General features: G+C 50.8%; 11 protein-coding genes. 1 reads left to right on the top strand and 10 read right to left on the bottom strand.

The window, feature by feature from the left end:
* Nucleotides 1-30 precede the first annotated feature (30 nt).
* The 4 genes from L6H98_RS07190 to helD form a co-directional block, all read right to left on the bottom strand.
* Nucleotides 31-3,597, bottom strand: coding sequence for an S-layer homology domain-containing protein (locus tag L6H98_RS07190; RefSeq protein WP_236413952.1), 3,567 nt, complete (start codon nt 3,595-3,597; stop codon nt 31-33).
* A 690-nt stretch (nt 3,598-4,287) separates the two neighbouring features.
* Nucleotides 4,288-4,827, bottom strand: a complete 540-nt coding sequence (locus L6H98_RS07185; RefSeq protein ID WP_236413951.1) for a GNAT family N-acetyltransferase — start codon at nt 4,825-4,827, stop codon at nt 4,288-4,290.
* Between the two features lie 67 nt (nt 4,828-4,894).
* Nucleotides 4,895-5,365 carry a GNAT family N-acetyltransferase gene (locus tag L6H98_RS07180; RefSeq protein WP_236413950.1) on the bottom strand — a complete coding sequence of 157 codons (471 nt, stop codon included), beginning with the start codon at nt 5,363-5,365 and terminating at the stop codon, nt 4,895-4,897.
* Nucleotides 5,366-5,470: 105 nt separating this feature from the next.
* Complete coding sequence (helD, locus tag L6H98_RS07175) at nt 5,471-7,888, bottom strand: RNA polymerase recycling motor HelD (protein ID WP_236414351.1); 2,418 nt, start codon at nt 7,886-7,888, stop codon at nt 5,471-5,473.
* A gap of 479 nt (nt 7,889-8,367) precedes the next feature.
* On the opposite strand from helD, the gene L6H98_RS07170 reads away from it, so the two are divergent.
* Nucleotides 8,368-9,810, top strand: a complete 1,443-nt coding sequence (locus L6H98_RS07170; RefSeq protein WP_236413948.1) for a 4-hydroxyphenylacetate 3-hydroxylase N-terminal domain-containing protein — start codon at nt 8,368-8,370, stop codon at nt 9,808-9,810.
* A gap of 116 nt (nt 9,811-9,926) precedes the next feature.
* Here L6H98_RS07170 and L6H98_RS07165 read toward each other — a convergent pair whose 3' ends face one another.
* The 6 genes from L6H98_RS07165 to L6H98_RS07140 all read right to left on the bottom strand — a co-directional run bounded on the left by L6H98_RS07165 (nt 9,927) and on the right by L6H98_RS07140 (nt 20,359).
* A complete protein-coding gene (locus tag L6H98_RS07165; RefSeq protein WP_236413946.1) occupies nt 9,927-10,928 on the bottom strand; it encodes a helix-turn-helix domain-containing protein in 1,002 nt (333 codons plus the stop codon).
* 83 nt (nt 10,929-11,011) lie between these two features.
* On the bottom strand, nt 11,012-12,211 hold the full coding sequence (locus L6H98_RS07160; RefSeq protein ID WP_236413944.1) for an MFS transporter: 1,200 nt from the start codon (nt 12,209-12,211) through the stop codon (nt 11,012-11,014).
* Nucleotides 12,212-12,239: 28 nt separating this feature from the next.
* Nucleotides 12,240-15,014, bottom strand: a complete 2,775-nt coding sequence (locus tag L6H98_RS07155; protein WP_236414350.1) for an alpha-L-rhamnosidase — start codon at nt 15,012-15,014, stop codon at nt 12,240-12,242.
* Between the two features lie 279 nt (nt 15,015-15,293).
* Nucleotides 15,294-17,627 (bottom strand): glycoside hydrolase family 95 protein, encoded by a 2,334-nt coding sequence (locus L6H98_RS07150; RefSeq protein ID WP_236413943.1) that lies wholly within the window; start codon nt 17,625-17,627, stop codon nt 15,294-15,296.
* 150 nt (nt 17,628-17,777) lie between these two features.
* On the bottom strand, nt 17,778-19,424 hold the full coding sequence (locus L6H98_RS07145; protein ID WP_236413942.1) for an extracellular solute-binding protein: 1,647 nt from the start codon (nt 19,422-19,424) through the stop codon (nt 17,778-17,780).
* 35 nt (nt 19,425-19,459) lie between these two features.
* The gene (locus L6H98_RS07140; protein WP_236413941.1) at nt 19,460-20,359 is read right to left on the bottom strand and encodes a carbohydrate ABC transporter permease; all 900 of its coding nucleotides are present in this window, start codon (nt 20,357-20,359) and stop codon (nt 19,460-19,462) included.
* Nucleotides 20,360-20,374 lie beyond the last annotated feature (15 nt).

The following is a 20,374-nucleotide window of genomic DNA, read 5'->3' as shown; positions in this document are numbered from 1 at the left end:
GCAATGGGGTGCTTTTCTTTGAGTTCAATCTTAAATATGCAAAGCTGACAGGAGCTTATAGATCATGGCTGCCGCTTCGGCACGGCTTGTCATGTTTGCTGCACGCACGGTATGGTCGGCGTAACCTTCCACGATGCCTGCTTGAACCGCTGCATCCATAGCCTCCTGCGCCCAAGCTGGCGTTTGCGAAGCATCCGCGAATGCCTTGCCATTTTGGCCGCTGGTGTCAACTTGAACCTCGCTGCTGAGCTTCAGCGCGTTTGCGAGCAATACGGCCATTTCAGCTCGGGTAATCGTACGATCCGGCTTAAACGTGTTATCGCCGTATCCCTTTACAATGCCAGCCTCTACGGCAGCGGCAATATCCTCGCGAGCCCAGGACGGTAGCGTTGTTTGATCTGCAAAGTCCACAGCCGACGCAGCAGGTTTCAATGCCAGCGCTTTGCTGAGCAATGTCACAAACTCCGCGCGCGTGACGTTCCAGGACGGTTGGAAGCTGCCGTCGCCATAACCTTGAATGACGTTCATCCCCATCAAGCGATCCACGTAGTCAGCCGCCCAATGTCCATTCAGATCAACAAGAGATTTCGGTGCATAACCGGCCACGATAAACGTGCCCAAATGATTCACATCTGCCGTGATGCTGCCTGCGGCGTGAGAGACTCCGCCGACGAATACCCAACTTTTGCGGTTTTCATGGTAATAATAGATCGCTGGGCGTTCACCGTCGGATAGTTTGGAAGAATCGTAATTTAATGTCAAGGAAGCGTCCTTATTCAGAATACGTCCTTCGTTTCTAGTAATCCGGATTCCCTCTCCCAGAACGTTAAGCGATGAAGCACCAGGCAATCCGTCTTGAGGAACCAGGGAAAGTTGCAGTGTCTCCTTTCCTGGAAATGTTCCAACGGGTGCGTCAAACTGAGCTTTGTTATCAATGCCTGTGCGCACGGCCTGGTCCGGTCCAGTCTCTATCTTGACCTCGGTCACAGGAGCTGGTTCCGCTCCCGGATTGGCAGGATTTGTAGAGTTTGTAGGATTGGCAGGTTCAGCCGGTACAGCTGGCGAGCTGCCACCTGTGCTGCTGCCAGGGTTACCGCCTCCGCTGCTGCCGCCAGAGCCGCCGCTTCCTCCGGAACCTCCGCCGCTCGAACGAGGCTGCACAGTCACCGTGCGCGTTACCTCTTGTGCCTCATTTCCGGCAAAATCCTTCGCATGATAACGAATGGTATATATTCCGGGTATTTGCGTATTCACTGTACCTTCTATTTTCACGGAACCGTCGATGCCCACATTGTCCGCTGCCTGTGCACCAGGCTCGTTATACGTATCTCCTACATTCAGGGTCATTTGGCTGCTGCCCTGTAACATAATCACCGGAATCTCCCGATCAATTTTGACGATAAGCGGAAGTGTGTACTGCTGTTCCAGATTATCGGTAGCTCTGAACAAGAGTGAATGTTCACCAGGTTCGGTGACTTCAACCGGCGTATTTTCCTCATAGGATTCATAGCTTTCTCCCCCATCCCGGGACAACTCTATGGTCGCTGAAGCTGCCGGAGCATATACCGCGCTGGTGACGCTCAACGTGACAGACTGGTTGGTCCATGTGTCCGTGCGATACGGCTGCGCATCCGCCGTGGTCATCGTTCCTTTCAACACCAATGCCTGATTGTTCCGTCCTTCGACGATGATCTTGAACACCTTCGTATCCGTCACGCCGCCGCGGCTTACGGTTGCCGTCAGCTCCAGCTGCTCATTGTTATCCGGCTGGGTTAACAGCTTGCCTTCATCGTTTATCAGCTCCGGTCTGGAACTGGACCAACGGATCGCTGCGCCATGTTCGCCACTGACAGGAAGCGTAAGGTCGGTTGTGACCGCGTTCAGATCACCCAGATCGATGCCCTGAATGGTATCGTTAACGGCCTGCTCATCACTGTATGGCGCTGCGCTTACGAAAATCGGATTGGAATAGAACCACAGATCGCGATAATTGTTATCGTTGATTTCATTGAATCGGGCTGCAGCATCCGCCGTGGTTACTTTGGGGTCCAGCTGCGGTTCCCCGTTTACCGTTTCTCCCTGCACGTTCATGCCCAGGTTCGTTCCGCGCAAACGGAAATATTGATCCTTATCCGTTGCCTTGATCTTATAGGTGATGACATTGTATCCCTCCGCGTCCGTCGTCCAATCATCCGAGGTGAACGTTGCCAACACGCGGGTAGAATCATTGGTATCCTTACTGTACTCCGGTGTCCCTTTTCGGGCTTTGCCGGTCACATCGCCGGCGATCAGGTCAACGTGGTCCACGACAGGGGCTTGCCCTACCTTGATGCCGCTGTTGATCGGATTTTCATAATTGTTGGTCGACGGGCTTTTGAAGCGGATTTTGATTTCCATGTCGTCCCCTTGGGTCACTTGCAAATCCTCGCCCATTTCGGATCGGGAATCGTTGCTTGAAATCGTGAAATCCAAGGCATTGATCAAGTCTCCAAATACGGAAAATGATTTGCCCGAGCGCAGTCCGTCAAGCACCGCTTGCATGCCCGAACCCTCTACCCAAGCATAGGTTTTGGCATACTCGCCCGGGAAATAACCGCTGGAATTCGGGTCAATCGTTTTGAAATGATAGTCCGAGTTGCCATAATTCCAGAAATGGCGTCCCTCTCCAAGCAATGCATCCCATAGACCGCCCACTTTGGCAACCATGTAATCGACACCGCCATATGTGCGGTACTTGTAGCCGTCATCGGCGGCTGGATTCGATGTATTGTAAGAGGTGTTATACCCGCCGCGATCCGGTTCCATCTGGTTGCCTAGCATACCTTCAATACCGAAGACCACTTCGGGGGCCAGATCGTTGAAATCGCGGAAATCGGCGATCGTATATTTGTTTTTGCCGCGCGAAGGATGATTAATCATGGCATAACTGGTCATCGGATAATGAGTGGAGAGCCATTCAATGGCGGTAAGCGCATCCTGATGCGTCGAATAGGCACGCGCTCCTTCCGCATTCCATTTGGCTACATCCTCGGCGTCGAACATATTGGCATCACGATTCGTGAACCGATATTCAAATTCCTTGGCCGCTTCAAGTGCCTCGGTGGAATTGGGTTCATTCGTCAGAATGCCCACGCCGACATGTTCGTGTGTGGGCATGTCCCACTCAAAACCGGAGAATATCGTTTTGCCAGCGTAGTTCCCCTCTTCCTGCAGCTTTTTAATCTGCGGAACTTGATATTCATTCATGCCGAGCGACATGGGGATAGGCCCGTTCTTAATGACATTACCGTCAGCATCACGCTTGGACGTCCGCAAATGATCCGTAATCGCAATCCAGTCCAGCCCATACTTGTTCAGACCGTTGTCCAGCACATTTTTGAGCGAATTCTGTGCATCATCCGACTCAAACGTATGCACATGCAGATCTCCCGTCTGCCACGATCCTGTGACATTCGTTGTCGATACGGGGTTATTTCCCGTTACCGGATCGCCATGTGCCGTCCCTGCAGGCATGATTGTTCCCGCTACCAAGCCTGTCGTCAGCGGAACCAGCGCAAGCATGGCCAGCATTTTCTTTCCTTTACTCCCGAACAACATTGTCCACCATCCCTCTGTGTGTATGTAACGAAGTTAATATAAGGGACGTTGCGGACAAGATCAACGGAATGAAAGCGTATATCAAAATTTTGACATAGAGTTACATTGCTTAACATTGAACCAACACTTTCTCATATGCTCATATATACGCTTTTACGCTTTTTTGCTTCAATAATAACTCGCCACAGGGTCCGCAACCCCCTTCCCCCTAAGACCGTAGGAAGTCACACAATGTTCACGACTCAGGAATATTCCACCACCCTTGTGGATCACAGGAAAAGCAAGTCCTGGGCATTCAACGATCGTTGCGTAAAATGATGTGTTCTGTAAAATGAACAGATAACTTCAACAAGATGACTTTGACCAAACAAGCCGCTGCATACGATTGCCAATAATCCCAAGGATGCGCGTCCTGCCTGTATTCCCCGCTGCTGTGGGAAGATCCGCCCCTTCATTCTAATGTAAACGGAAGGCAAACGGATTGTTGCCGCATCATTAAATTGGAGGTATGGGCCGCTGAAAGGTTTGGCTACATTGTCCTCCTTTCAGCGTTATTTCTTATAAATATGAAAAGAGAGCCGCAAATTGCGCGACTCTCTTCGGTATTATTTTTTTATCGGCCCTGCCGGTTGACCGTTTTAAGATCAGTCGTCGTCTCCTGTTCAACAAACGTACCCCACGTTCTCCTCCTCAATAGAGGTAGCCTAATAAGTCCAGATCTGCCTCTTCCCAATCGATCTTGCCTACTTTTTTGATCATCAGTTCGTCCATGGCTTCATGGCCTAAGCCAATGGAAGTTTGAAATCCATCATCGATTTTCAACCATTTGCATTTGTTCTTCACCGGTTTGTAGCCATTTTTCAAATATAAAGTCATGTTATCCGCAAACAAAAGGATAAAGTCAATATTTCGACCCGCACAAAATTGATCCAATTCCGCCAGCAAGGACGAGCCTATTCCTTGGGAACGGGCGCTTTGTGAGACACATAAATCAATGACGCCGAGTACCCTGATCGGTTTCTTGTTTAAATTCATGACTCTGTAATCCAATCCAACATGTCCGACGAGTCGATCTTCCTGGTTGTAAACCAGAAATCGCAAATGCGGCAATTGCTTGAAATAAATCCGGTGCTCAGGGTACACATCCGGAAAACTGGCGATCAATAAATCTTGTATTTCTGATTGCAATTCATGGCTTATATCGTATTCGTATACTTTTTCTATTCGCAAAGTAAAAGTAATCTCCAATTTTCATATTTATTTGGTCGCTGTGCCCACGCGTTACAAGCCCAAAACATTAAACTGGCTCGCGCACGACATCTTTCTGATACGCCAGCACTTCCTCCCATTCACCGCTGAAAATCGGGATTCTATAATAACCAACCCGTTCATAAAGCGCTGCCGCTTCCGGTTGCTTCGGTCCTGTTTGCAGCTTCAGGTTGCTATAGCCGAATTCCCGCGCCAACCGCTCCGCTTCGGCCAATATCGCCTGCGCCACGCCTTTGCGCCGGAAATCCGAGCGGGTATACATCCGTTTCACTTCCACCGAATCTTCATCAAGCGGCCTGATTGCCCCGCAACCGACGGGATATCCGTCAAGACGGGCCACGATAAAGGCCGAGCGTGGTCCCTCCACGTCGCTCGGCGAGAAACCAGCCGTACCGTCGCCGCCATATAATGCACCCAATTCGATGCTTAACTCCCGAATCAATTGTTCCGAATCCTTGCTGCGCACATCTTCAGCGGCAGCTTGCACTATATGCGTCATGTATGATACCCCCTTCATTCACATTGAAATTATTGGCTTAATATCGATGTATATAAGCTATCACCAATACCGTACGAGCGTCAATTGCCGCATATATTGAAATTTTCAATAAGAACGCAATTCATACAAATTCGCAGGCAGTGCTTGCACAAACGGCGACCATTCACCGGTCGTATACAGATGAAGACGATGCATGGCCCGCGTACACGCGGTATAAAGAAGCTTTCGCTCGTTTTCCTGCGCGTATGTTTCGGGTGAAGCATCGTAGATCAGGACGGCATCGAACTCGACACCTTTGGCGAGATATACGGGAATCACCATGACTCCTTTATGAAATCCCAAGGTATCCTTTGTGATCAAGCGAAGCTTCTCACCTCCATGAACACGCAGCGATTCGTAAACCTCCCGGCTTTCGGATGCACTCTTCGTAATGACGGCGATCGAATCGAACCCTTCGGCCATAAGTCCATCGATGTCTGCCCAGATTTGCGAATAGCGCTGATCCGCACCTTCCGTTTGCACCAGGATCGGTTTATGGCCTCCGCGTTGAAATGGCATAATCCCCTCTCCGTCCGCAAGCATCGATCTTGTGAATTCGACGATTTCCCGGGTTGAACGATAACTGCGCACAAGACGAATAAGTCTGGTTTCGTTTTCCCCAAAAAGACGAAGCAGCGGCGAATCATCTGCGTCCAGACTTGTCGCCTGCAAGAAGATCGCTTGCCCGAAGTCGCCCAGCACCGTCATCCTGGCACGCGGGAAAAGCTTTTTCAAATATTCATATTGCAGGGGTGAATAATCCTGGCCCTCATCAACAAAGACATGCCGAATATCCGTGTTCGTTCGGACTCCTTCGATCATTTCCTTGACATACAGATACGGCGTCGCGTCTTCATGAAACAATTCGTTCCTCATCAGCTTTTCCTTGGTCTGTTTGCATATTTCCAACCAAAGCGGAGGCGTTGCAGCGCCATTCGTTCTCTCCCGATAAACGGACTCGTCAGCAAACAATTGGGCATATATGCGTTGAACATTCACAAACTTAAATTTCCTTACGCTTCTTCTCAGCGGTGCAAAGCGTTCTTTCACGACCTTGCGGCGCAGCAACTGTTCCTCTTTTACGGCATAGTCGAAATCGCCCTCATCGCCCCGGCGCTGCTTGGTTATTTTCTCACGAACGACGGCATAGTGCTCCGTTAGATCCAACAATTCCTTTTCTTTGTGCAATGAGCGGTAAGCTTCCGCATATTGGTCGTTATCGAGGTAACTCAATTCCTCCTCTACCCAAGGCGCATCCCGTTCCGCACGCTCAAGCGATGCGAGCTCTTTCAGCAGCCATTCCTGCAAAAGAGCGATGCGGTTAACCACGGACAAGGAACGGTCATAACCGTAAAATGTCGTCTTCATTTGCTCTGCCGTAATCAGCTCACGGTCCCGGAACCGGATGCTGTTGAACTGCATGCCTTCTTGCCCCAGCCACACTCCATAGTTTTGCAGGGCTTGCATGAAAACCTCGGAAGCTTTGTATTCGATGCCTTGAATGCGGGCCTCATATCCTGCCGAACCTCGCGCAGTCAGCACATATTCAATCTGATCAAAAACATCCTCCAGACGGAGTGCGGAACCCAGCCAATAGTCCAGATACTCTTGAAACGTCGTCTGCTGCATGTTCTCCTCGCCAAGCTCCGGAAGGACGGTGGAGATATAGCTGTTAAACATCGGATTCGGCGAGAAAAGAACGATTTGATCCGCCCTGATGGTCTGACGATGTTTATAGAGCAGGTACGCCACCCGCTGCAGTGCCGCAGAAGTTTTGCCGCTGCCGGCTGCACCTTGAACGATGAGCATCCGGTGATGGTCGTCGCGGATGATGGCATTTTGTTCTTTTTGGATCGTTGCCACGATGCTCTTCATTTGCGAGTCCGCGCCTTTGCCGAGCACCTGCTGCAATAACTCGTCCCCGATCGTCTCGGTAGCGTCAAACATGTTGCGAATTTTCCCGTTCTGTATCTGAAACTGCCGCTTGAGCTCCATCGTGCCTTCGATCTTTCCGACCGGCGTGACATAGGAGGCTGGCCCTGGAGAATAGTCGTAGTACAAACTCGCGATGGGCGTACGCCAGTCATAGATCAAAAAATTCAACCCGTCTTCGTCAAGGAAGGAAGAAACCCCGATATAAACCTGTTCACTGGAGTTAAGCCCCTTCTCGTGAAAGTCGATCCGTCCAAAATACGGGGACGTTAACAAACGCTTCATATTGTTCCATTGCTGGACCAACCGCTTATGACTGCGTTCCCTTTCTGCCAGCACTGCGGATTGCTGTTTAATCGTATAGAAGGTTTCCTCGAAGTCTTCATCCGTAGCCGTATTGATCGTGACTTCTTCCCAGAAGCGTTTGCGGATGTCGCTGGCCTGATCTCCCAGCCCTGCAACCTCGGGCTCCAGTTCATCCATTCTCGCTTGCAGTTTAATTTTGACCTGTTCCAGCCGTTCCTGTTCTTGATGCCATTCATTGTTCTTGATCACGTTTAGGACACGCTCCTCTTCCAAGTTGTTGGGCGAAAAAGAGCATTGACAATCCCAAATCCAGAGTGTATAATTAAATTAGGGATAAAATTAGTAACACAATTTATTTGTTTTGTCAATGACGCTATTGAGTATATCATGGCGTTTGTTTTAGTTCAATTCTTTTTTGATATTACTGAACATACCTTGTTATTGAAAAAGGAAAAGATGCTCCTCCTGTTGAGAGGAACATCTTTTTTTTGTCCTTGATGTTCTCTTGAAAGCGATACTTCGACCTTCGTTGAATCTGGTCCTACCCTGGCTGTGATCCATGGCCGAGCTTATTGGCTGCATTAGACGGTTAACGTTGACTTTTCGGACATAGGAGCGTTATTCTTTCAGAAGATACAAATTGTATCGAACCCCAACTTCTTCTGTTCACTTAACTTGGCTTCTCGAGGATTCGCAGCTTATGCCAATAAGGAGGCTCATACATAATGAGTTTAACGATGTCTCGTGGACAAGCATATATTCACAGATTAAATGACGATCGGAATGTGTGGTTGGACGGTGAACGTGTCAGCATTCCCCATCACCCGGCTTTTCAGGGAACGCTGCAAACGATAGAACGATTGTTCAATCTGGCGGATGAACCCGAAACGAGGGATACAGTCGCTTTTTGGGACGAGCAGACGGCAGGATATGTTCACCGCGCTTTTCAACTCCCCCTCTCCCCTAACGATATCCAACGCAGAGCGGGTGCCTTTCGGCTTTGGGCTGACCGGACCCATGGCGTCATGAGCCGGTTATCGGACTACGCCCGCTCCCGTCTGACTGGCTGGTATGCGACTCGCCATGACATGGCAATATACGATCCTTATTATGCAGACAAATTAGCAGCCTACTATCAGGAAGCTAAACGAAAAGACGCGTTCCTAACCATTGTGCAGCGCGATCCGCAGATCAACCGAGCCTTGCCTGTCGGCCAAGATGAGGACGCCATGCTGCGCGTTGTTAAAACAAATGCCGAAGGCATATTCCTTCGTGGCGCCAAAATGGTAGCCACTGCGGCCCCTTATGCAGATGATATCGTCGTTTATCCGGTGCAGCGAATTCCGGCAGATCGTCCGGAGCTGGCCCATATGGTCATCGTGCCTGTCTCAAGTCCGGGCTTGCACCTGGTATGCCGGGAATCTTTTGCTGCGAAGACCCCCGACCCAAGTCATCCGCTCAGTGCACATTATGATGAAATGGACGCGATCCTCTTTTTCGACGACGTACTGGTCCCTTGGGAGCGTGTGCTCATACATAACAATCCGGAAGCATTGTGGCAGATCCGCAGCAATGCCGCATCGTCCAGCTTGGCTTACCACCAGAGCATCATTCGTCTGCATGCAAAACTGGAATTCATAACGGCCGTAACCTCGGCGGTTGCCAACGAAATCGGCGTGGATTCCTTCCTGAACGTTCAGGAACAGCTTGGGGAGATGATCAGTCAGATGCAAACTATCGAGGGACTGATCATCGCTTCTGAAGCCCAGGCCAAATCGGACGCGCATGGCAACTGGCTTCCTTCATTCCAATTCATCGAAACCGCCCGCAATTTGGGAAGCCGGTATTATCCGCGTGCCGTGGAAATTTTGAAAACCATCGCTGCAGGCGGGCTGATCCAGATTCCCTCCGGAAACTTCGATCGTAATGAACCGCTGAGACCTTTGCTGGACAAATACCTTGGCGGAACGACAATGCAAGCTTTAGAAAAAATCCGCCTGTTCCAGCTTGCTTGGGATATAACGGGCAGTCCGCTTGGAGCGAGGCATGATCTTTATGAACGGTTCTATGCGGGAGATCCGACCCGCAACCGGGCAAATCAATATGTGCAATACGACAAGGAAACGTTAAAAAAGAAGCTTGAACCATGGCTGAATATCCCTCTGTAACCGTGCTCTGGCCTGCCGCATTTTTTTCATAGAACAAAGCTCCTGTCCGTCACTCCGGGCAAGAGCTTTTCTTTATTGGAACTTAAAACAAACCAACGCTGCCAGATGTCTGCTCTTCAGAACGCGGCCGACGGATTGTTGCGAATGGTTTGCGGGGTAGCCCCATAAACTTGTTTAAACTTTTTATAAAAAAAACTCATGCTCTCATAGCCGACCTGTTTGAAAATCGTCTCAAACGGCAATTGGGTGTTCACGACCAAGGAATAAGCCGCGTTCAACCTGATGTTGGCAATCAGCTGCGTATACGTCAAACCGGTTACCTTTTTCAACTTGTTGCTCAAATAGGTACTGTTATAGCTAAAATGGTCGGACAATTGCTGCAGGCTCAAATTCCTGTAATGTTCCTCCATATAATTCAAAATGGCCGTGATGTTGTTCTCCTGCTCGTTCAGGCGAATGTTGTGCTCGCTTTCCAATACGCGGACCAGTTCCCCAAACACGATCTGCATGTACGCCTTCACCAATTCCATCGAATCGTCCTGCTCGGAATAGTACTCTATCAACATTCTTCGCAAAATATATTGCAGGTTGTCGTGATCCTGGGATTTGAAAATAATGAAGTGATCATGGTGCTGATGCTGAAGCACCGAGTTGGCCAGAAATTCGCCAATCAAGCTTTTTTTCTTCGACAACCGCTGCAGGAACAGCGAAGAGATCGTCTCCCTTTGCAGCAAAATATTAATAAGGATATCGTTCTCCCCGAGCGGGGCGATGCTATGAGGCACATCCTTGTCCAGCACGCACATCTGACCTTCGCCCAGCTGAATTTCTTTACCGGCGATAATCTGATGGCACGTTCCCGAATACACATAGTTCAACTCAATGAATTCGTGCATGTGTTCCAGCATCGGAGCGAAGCGGTTGTGCTTTTTAATATAAATATCGCGTTTGCCAAAGAAAAACGATGCGGGCATGCGATACATCTTCCGCTGCATGTCGAAATACCGTTCGTCTTCGGATTCTGCGGAAAGATCGTTGATGACCTCATTGTTCCGCTGCTGCAACCGTTCGATGTCCGTTTTGGTTCGCAGCAAGCGATCCAGCTCTTGAAGATCCACGAGCGACACCCCCTCTTTGCTTGATCATGGAGAAACGGGCAGCGGACTGCCCGTGGATGGATACTACTTTCAGAGAAAAACCGTTAACCTCCCAGCACGGACGCCTGATTTCGACTTGCCTTTCCTTTAACGGCAATCCCCAGACAGATCACCGCAGCAATCGTGAACACAACCGCAGATACGAGGAATGCGAATGATGCAGTGCCATTGCCAAACATCGTGCCGACTGCGTTGATGACGTAAGGTGAAGCGAACGCTCCCAAATTGGAGCCTACCATCGCAATCGATATGGAAATCGTTTCGCTGCCTTTGGGCACGATTTTGGTCAGCGTCGTAAAAATATAAGGGATGAACAATGCAAAGCTAAACCCAATGATCAGCATGGCGATCGTTACCATGGTAACACTCTGCGAAAACCACAGCAGCACAAAACCTGCTGCCGTCAACAAGCTTGAAATAAATGGGGCGTAATTTCTGAACCATGTATATATTTTGCCAAACAAGAACCCGGCGACCATGGACGACAAGGAAAACAATGTGAACGCGGTCCCCAAAAATCCGGCATTCGACATGCTTTTCTCGCTAATCATAATGCCCGTTTTGGTGTACACGATCATGATAAACGTCATAAACAGGAACAATGCAGCACTCAATCCAAGCACAGGCATCGATACTCCACGACTTTTGGTGCCCGTTTCTTCGGGAGTCTGTGAAACAGGCTCGGCGCGCTTTGGTTCAGGTACGACAAGGAAAAACAACAATGCTATAGGAAGCGTAATGGCGTAACACAAGAAAGCAAACTGCCAGTCGATCAAGGCAAGCTGTCCGGCTACAAAGGTAGCGAGGCTGCTTCCCAGCCCTTGAACGGCGCTTTGGAATCCCACCAGCTGGGCCCGTTCGTCTCCTTCGAAAAAGTCGCTGATCAAGCTGACGGCAAGCGAGTTGAATATGCCAAGCCCGGCGCCGAGTACCAGTCGTAACGCGAGAATCCAAGTGATATTTGTTGTGAACATCGGCAGGATTCCCCCGGCCAGCACCAGCAGGAGCCCAAGCATCACCGTATTTTTTTTGCCCAACCTAGAAGAAATCGGGCCGCTCAGCAGCACAAACAGCATCATGGAGAAGGAAGGAATCGTGACTACGCTTTCGATCAGGGAGCTGGATACGTCCGATAACTGGTCCAGCATCATCGGAATGATGGCCGAAATAGCACTCGCTGACGTCAAGACCAAGGATATGGACAGCAGGGCTGTTTTGAATAATATGCGATTTTTCGTCTTCATGACAAGTCTCTCCTCTAGTTTAGGCGATTTATCTTCTGGATGCTTGCACGGGGACAAGAGCTGGCTCGTATTTATACTGGAACGTATATTGTCCTGAACCTGCTGTAAATGTCAATCCGTTCTCTCCATTGTTGCAGAACACCTCCGCGTTCCCCTCTATCCCCATTTTCCCGGCCAATTCCGGCGGAATGTTAACTGGCGGATTCGCAATCGAAGGATACTGCGCGGCAATGGTCCGCTGCAATACATCCGGTTCCTTTACGCCTGGCAGCGTAATTACGGCTGTTGTATTGTGCGGGATATTCACTTCAAGCAGCATTTTCCCTTCCACGATTTGCCATTGAACCTCAAGGGCTCCATATGGCGTTTCCAGTTTGCCGCGTGCCGACGTCAGATTAACCGGGGGTTTGGGGGCGATTCGCGATTTTTTGTAACCCGCCTCCATCAGATCGATTCCCGCAATGCTGCGATACATGAAATCGCCGATCGAACCATATGAATAGTGGTTAAACGAATTCATCGCCGTACTCCAGAACGATCCGTCCTCTCTGATGCTGTCCCAATGCTCCCACATGGTCGTTGCTCCCCGTTCAACTTGATAGAGCCATGAAGGGTAATCGTTTTGGAACAATAATGTATAGGCTACATCCGCATAGCCATTGTCGGATAAAACCAGGCAAAGATATGGAGTGCCGACAAAACCGGTATCCAGATGCATGTTTTTCTGTTCAATGAGCCGAACGAGTTCTTGGATGACTTGCTTTTTATGCTCTTCTGGCACCAAATCAAAGTGCAGGGCGATGACCTGAGCGGTCTGTGTATTAGAGATGAGCTGGCCTGCCTCGTTGAAGTATCGGGCGGCAAATGCCGCTTTGATGCCTTCGTGCAAAGACTGGTAGGTTTTATAGTCGGTATAACGGTTGAGCAGTTTGGCCGTTTGCGCGACGATCTGCGTTGAATACGCAAAGTAGGCCGTGGCGACCAACGTTCCGTCCGTTGCCCCGAAATAACTTCCTTCCTCGCTGTCCAATGCCAGCCAGTCTCCGAGCTGCAGTCCGGTATCCCATAGACATTCTTCGTTTCCTTGTGCTCGTACGTAGTCGACCCAAGCCTTCATGCTCTCGTATTGCTGAGCCAAAATTTGCTTGTCGCCATAACACTGATAGATCGTCCACGGGCAAATGACGGCTGCATCTCCCCAAGCCGCTGTCGTTCTACCCATGTTATCTGCAAACGTCCCTTTAAGTACGTCCGGAACGACAAAAGGAACCGCCCCGTCTTCCATCTGGTTGTAAGCCAAATCTTTCAGCCATTTGCGGAAAAAAGAAGCCGCATTCATATTGAAACTGGCCGTTCTCGCAAAAATCTGCGCATCACCGGTCCAGCCTAACCGTTCATCACGCTGCGGGCAATCGGTCGGCACATCCAGAAAGTTCCCCTTCTGTCCCCAAACGATGTTATGCTGCAGCTGATTGAGCTTGGGATCGGACGTTTCGAACGTACCGATCGGCTCCATGCCCGAATGCAGTACAACGCCGGTGAAATCTTCAATCGTGATCCCGTCCGGAAAACCTTCAAGCTTCACGTACTGAAAGCCCTGGAACGTAAAATGCGGCCGATACGTTTCCGTGCCATTTCCGCTGCAGATGTACGTAATCTGCTGTGCCGCATCCCGAATATTATCCCGGTAAAAGTTTCCTTCCTGATCCAATACCTCGCCGTGAACCAGATTCAAGATCGTGCCCCTCGGCGCTTTGACCTTGAATTCCAGCCATCCCACCATGTTTTGCCCCAAGTTCAGCACAAGCTCCCCTTTGGGCGTTCGAATGAGTTCAACCGGTCGGAGACGATTCATGATCCGCACGGGTTCGTTCTCCTGGGCAACCAGATGGCTCAAAGGAAACGGCATGACTTTCATCATTTTGCGTTCGTTCACGGTTGGATTTCCGTCTTTCGGCAACGCAAGCCTTGCATCATAAATTTCGCCGTTATAGATGTCCGACATCAGAATGGCGGAGCCCGTTTCTTCCCAAGTGGCATCGGAGCAGATCAGCTCGGTGCGGCCGTCTTCATAGCTAATTTTCATTTGCAGCAGCAAGGCATTGGTATCCCCATACGTGTCCTTGCGCTTTTGCCATCCTAGATAACCGCTGTACCAGCCTTCACCCACCGTTGCTGTAATGGAATTATGCTGCTGGCCAATAAGATCGGTGACGTCATAGGTCTGTACCTGTATGCGATCGTTATAATCCGTCCATCCCGGGGTGAAGTAGGCCTCGCCTACTCTTTGCCCATTCAACTGTAATTCATACAATCCGAGACAGGTCGCATAAATAACGGCTTTGCTAACCTTGCCCTCTACCGAGAAAGTTTTGGTGGTCGCAAATGGTGCCCGCGCCTGAAAGCCTTCGTGGATGCTTCGCTTCTGGACAGTGATCCATTGCGCTTTCCAATCCTGTTCATGCAGCAGCCCCATTTCCCAAAATGCCGGCTCGCTCCACGCGGACTCTTGCGGCTCCGCATCCCCTGCCCCTTGGGCCCATACTTTGACCCGATAATAATATCGTTGGCCCGATTCCAACGGCGGCCCTTCGTATGGAACAAGAACGGATTGCTCCGAGTAAGCGAAATGGTTCCAGATCAGCGAATCGAATGCCGCATTCAAAGCGACCTGCAGTTGGACCCGTTTCTGCGTGACATGCATGCTGTCGGATTCGATGTGCCAGCTTAACCGCGGCTTCGGGCACCCCAGCCCAATCGGATTGTTGAAATGTTCGCATCGAAGCGTTTTCACTTTCAGCATCATATGATGACCTCCCCTTGATCCTCTTGCGTAACTACTATAATTAAAACGCTTCCAAGGAAGGAGCGTCAATGTTGGATCCTTTCATGTTGAGTGCTTGATTTACAGGTGTTGATGGTTGGGCAGGCAGTTTACTCAAGTTAATCTAAGCAAGAAACAACAGAAAAAGCCGCTCCAAGGCGGCTTATGAACGGCTTAAAGAACGGTTGTATTCCTTCTGATCGTGAACATCATTCCAACCATGAATCAAAACGCATGACGGGTTGCAGGCTCATATCGTTATTCGACCCGTTCCAGTCTATCGTTGAAATGAGTTCTTCCACCCGCTTCAGCCTGAAACGTCGTTTTAAACCCTTGCGTACACACGGTAAACGTTCCTGTCGATAATGTGCGAATGGTTGCCGACGCTAGCTTGCCGCTCTCCCAAGTCATATCCACCTCGGCATTGCCTTTGACCCGAAGACCGGATACGGTTCCCGTGCTCCATGCTTGCGGCAGCGCAGGCAACAAACGGATCTCTCCTTGATCGCCCTGCAGCAGCATTTCCGCAATGGCAGCGGTACCTCCCATATTCCCGTCAATGACAAATATGTTGCTCTCCGCCCCCGCGATCCCCGACTTCGAATAGGTTAGCAGGTTATCAAAGCAAAGTCCGCTTATTAAATGGCGGATATGTCTGTATGCCGTCTCACCGTCATGCAGCCTGGCAAAGCACAGACCGAACAAGGCGGCCGTAAATTCGACATCCTCCAATTCTTCCTGGGACATCCGGTTCTCCAGCGTCACACGCGCTGCCTTGCTCAGCTCCGGTGTCCGCTCAGGCGTGATTCGGTTCCGCGGATACAAGGCAACCATGTGCGACAAATGCCGATGCTCCGGCTGTGCTTCTTCATAATCCTCCAACCACTCCTGAAGCTGACCTTTCCGGCCGATTTGCAGCGGCGGCAAGATGGCGGTGGCTTCCTCCAGCCTGGTTCTAAGCCCTTCATCCCGATTCAGCAGCTTCGCCGCTGTCAGGCAAAACTCGAATAACTCGCGCACCAGCATTTGATCCATCGTTGGACCCATGGACAACTGGTGAACGGTACATCCGGCATTATCGGCATAGAAATGATTTTCCGGGGAGTTCGACGGGCCTGTTACCAGCCAGCCATATTTCGGATGGACTGTCATATAATCCAGGAAAAAAACGGCCGCTTCCTTTAGCACCGGATAGGCCGTGCTTTCCAGAAATTCGCGATCCTGATGGTACTCATAGTGCTCGATCAAGTGGGATGCGAGCCACAATCCCCCCGTAACATTCAGCCCCCATGACGTTTCCCAGCCGGGAAGCGTGAAGCCCCACACATTGGAGAAAACATGGGCCACCCAGCCGTCGCTGCCGTATAATTGTCGAGCCGTCGATCGGCCTGCCTCCGCCAAGTCTTCGATATAATTGAACAAAGGAAGGAGGCTTTCCCCCAGATTCGCGATCTCCGTCGGGTAATAATTCATCTGGGTATTGATATCCAGATGATAATCGCAGCTCCAACCCATGCGGCATGCCTCGCCGTCATTCCAAGCCCCTTGGAGATGCATCGGCAGCGGGGAATCACTGCGTGAGCCCGCAATGGTCAAATAACGGCCGTATTGCAGGAACAATGCAAACAGCTGCGGGTCGTCATCCCCGTCCTGCGCCAGTGACCGGATGCGTAGGTCGGTAGGCAGGTCGGCATGCACCGGGCCGTCCAGCTGAATGCGCACCTTGCCGAATGGCTCGGCGTAATCGTCGATATGGTCCTGTCGCAAACGCGCATATCCTTTCCTCAGCGCCTGATCCAGCGTGAAACGGCTCTCCTTTTTCCAATCGTAACCTATACGGCGGTAGTCTGTGCTGACCGTAAAATAGATGATTGCCTCATCTGCACCCATCACCGTCATTCGCCCATTTTGCTCACTCACCGTGCCGCCTGAAACAACTACCTTTACGCAGCCTTCGGCCCATACGCCGCAAGTCCCGTCGCTATGCACGGTTTCTGTTGCCTGTCCGTTGAAACCCAGCGTACTGTCATCAATGGCGATCGCCTGAAACGACTCCGTACTTCCTTCCAGCCAAAGGGTAAACGATACGTTTCCCGAGACGTTGCTCCACACTCTTGAGGCGACAAGGTCATCCGCATGTGTGGCAAAAACCTCGCGATACAACGTAGTGCCCTTACTCACCCACTCTGCCTTTGCTATCGCTTCGCCTAGATCGAGTTCCCGCCTGAAGCTTGCATATTCATAGCTGTCCACGTCGGTATCGCTGAATTCGATCACCACTTCGCACAATCCAAGATTTGTGCCGTAATTCCGCTTTGGCGGCTGCAGATGCTGCTTGGCCAAACGATCGCCTTCATCGATATTGCCGGAGAAAAAATGATGCCTCATCTCATCCAGCGCTGCTCTGCCTCCCGTTGAAGCAAACGCGGGGTCCTCGTCCGCTTGGCCGGACCAGTACGTAAGCTCGCTCATGCTCCACACCTCGCGATGCACATCGGCCATAACCACCGCACCGATTCTTCCATTGCCCAACGGCAGACCTTGAGCCCACGTAACCGCAGGGGTAGAGTACCATAATTTGAAATCGTCCATTTCGTCCTCCCATCAGAGAAATCGCTTCGTAAGCCCCTCGTCCAGTGCTATGAATGTGCCGAACCGAACAAACGGCCTCCTGTTCATAGACAAAGCACACTCAGGTGCCCTTTTTGCGGCAGCACCCAAGTGTACCGGCTTTATCCCAAATTACTTGGAAGCCTCATACGCCTTTTGCAAAATCTCGAGATAACGGTCCAGCTTCAGATCCTGCAATCCTTTGACGTATGCGTCCCAGTCTTTGTCCAGATCCTTGTTGCCCGTAATGAACTGGAGCGTATTTTGTTCGATGTAATTTTTGATGTTGGTTTGCAGCAAGCTGGCCTCATCGATCTCAGCCGGATCGATCCAGACCGACCAGATCGGGAACAGCTCTTTCGGTTCATGTCCTTCATACAGCAGCGTTGCATCGTAAAGTCTGCGTTCGTAACCGTCGGATGCGTAAATATCGGTTCCTTGCACAAACGTGTCGCGATATTCTTTCGGCATGTAGAAGTGAGCCATGCCGCTCCAGCCTGCATTCCGCGGTGCCTCTCCCTCGGCCATCGGGATCAGTTTGACGACCGCCTTGGAATCCTTGCCAAGTGCGACGTCTCCCTCTCCGGGATCGGTCCAGTCGATCCCTTTCAAGCCGCTAGCCCCGTTCGTCTGGCCTTCGGGAGTGAACATATAGTCCACCATTTTGATCAAGGCGATCTGCGCTTCTTCGCTGGCTTTGTTCGTGATGACGAATTTGGCTCCAGGCTGCACGCCTCCTCCGTCATGCGTCGCATAGGACACGCCATGAGGACCTGTAATCGGTGGCACAGCATTGTAATGAGCCGATCGCGTGTTGCCCGGATCGATGTTCACGAAGATCGCCGGATGCATGCCCGCGCCTGCGCCCAAAATTTCGGCATCCGCGTTTTCCCCGATTTTTTTGAACGCTTCGGCATTCTGCGTAAAGGCACCCGGATCGATCAATCCTTCATCGAACAAAGACTTGATGTACGTCAATCCTTCTTTCCACTCGGGCGTGATCGCCGCGGATTGCACCTTGCCTCCGGACATTTGCAGGTAATTCCGGTCATCGTCGTATACAAAGGCGTTCATGAGAAACGGAACGACGCGTACGCCGAATTCCTCGATCGAACCGCTGAGCGGCACTTCATCCGCTTTGCCGTTGCCGTTCGGGTCCTGCGTTTTGAATGCTTTCAATACGTTTTTGAATTCTTCCGTCGTCTTGGGCATCTCCAGGTTCAGCTTCTTCAACCACTCGGTATTGATCCACATCTTGCTTGAATACGAGCAGTGGAAACACTCGGTATAGGCAACCAGACCATAAATATTGCCATCCGGCGCGGTGTTCAACGTTCTCAGGTTTTCGTTGCTTTCCATTGCGGCTTTGATATTGGGTGCATACTTGTCGATCAGATCGTTCAGAGGCACCAAAACCCCTTGTTTGCCGTATTTCAGAAGGTCTGCTTGTGAAAATTGGTCGATGTAATGCGTCAGCAGATAAGCATCGGGGTAGTCGCCGCTCGCCAGCGAGATTTGCCGTTTTTCCTTGGCTCCGTCAGACGGATTGATCTGCCAGTTGAATTTGATGTTGAATTTGTCTTCCACGAATTTCGTGAATTGGTTGGTCGGAATGTCGATTCCGGATTCCTGCACGGAAAATACGCTAATATTCACCGGACCATTCCCCGTTGACGATCCCCCGGACTCCGGTGCGGAAGCATTATCGCTTGAACATCCACTCAGCGCAAGCGTGAACAGCATCAACAGCATAAGCATCATGATGAGGCCTTTTTTCAAATCCGATCACTCCCTTTAGTTTTTGGCCGCCGGAATTATCCCTTAACGGAACCGACCAGCATTCCCTGTACGAAATGGCGCTGCACGAACGGATAAATAACCAGCACGGGCAGCGTGGCAACTACGATCAAAGCATATTTCAGCAGTTCGGCCAGCTGCTGCCGCTCCACCATTTTCGCTGCATCCATCGCCCCTGCGCTGTTGTTCTGAATGATGATGCTGCGCAGAATCAGCTGCAATGGGAACAAATCCGCCGATTTCAGATAAATCAGAGCATCGAAATACGCATTCCATTGCCCTACCGCATACATGAGGACCAGAACCGCAATGATCGGTTTGGATAAAGGAAGCACGATGCTCCATATGAAGCGCATGTCGCTGCAGCCGTCCATTTCGCTCGCTTCCAGCAGCTCCTCGGGAATGGAGGATTTGAAGAACGAACGGGCGATGATGACCTGCCAGACCCAGATCGCATTCGGGATCAGAAGCGCCCAGCGGGTATCGATCAGATGGAGCTGCTTGACGACCATGTACGTCGGAATCAAACCGCCGCTGAAGATCATCGTAAAGGTAATGACCATCATCAAAGCATTTCGGCCAAAGAAGCTTCTCCGCGATAACGGGTAGGCGATCATGATGGTCAGCACCACGCTGATGATGGTTCCTGCTGCGGTATAAAAGATCGAATTCCCATAGCCCGTCAAAATTTCGGGCGTGTGGAACAAGGCTTTATATCCACTTAGCGAAACGTCGACCGGCCATAACCATACACGACCGGACGTGACGGCTGCCGGGCTGCTGAACGAACTGCTGATAATGAAAATGAGCGGATAGATGACGGCCAACGCGACAAGACTGAGCACGATGTAAATCGCAATCAGGAATGTCCTGTCGGCGGCGGATTCTCGAATCCGTTTCTGCACGGGTACTGCCATGGGAAACCTCCTTTC

Source organism: Paenibacillus sp. JJ-223, from assembly GCF_927798175.1.
Lineage (GTDB): Bacteria > Bacillota > Bacilli > Paenibacillales > Paenibacillaceae > Paenibacillus > Paenibacillus hubeiensis.
The sequence above is the reverse complement of the archived record's forward strand: the minus strand, read 5'-3'. Positions and strand labels throughout refer to the sequence as shown.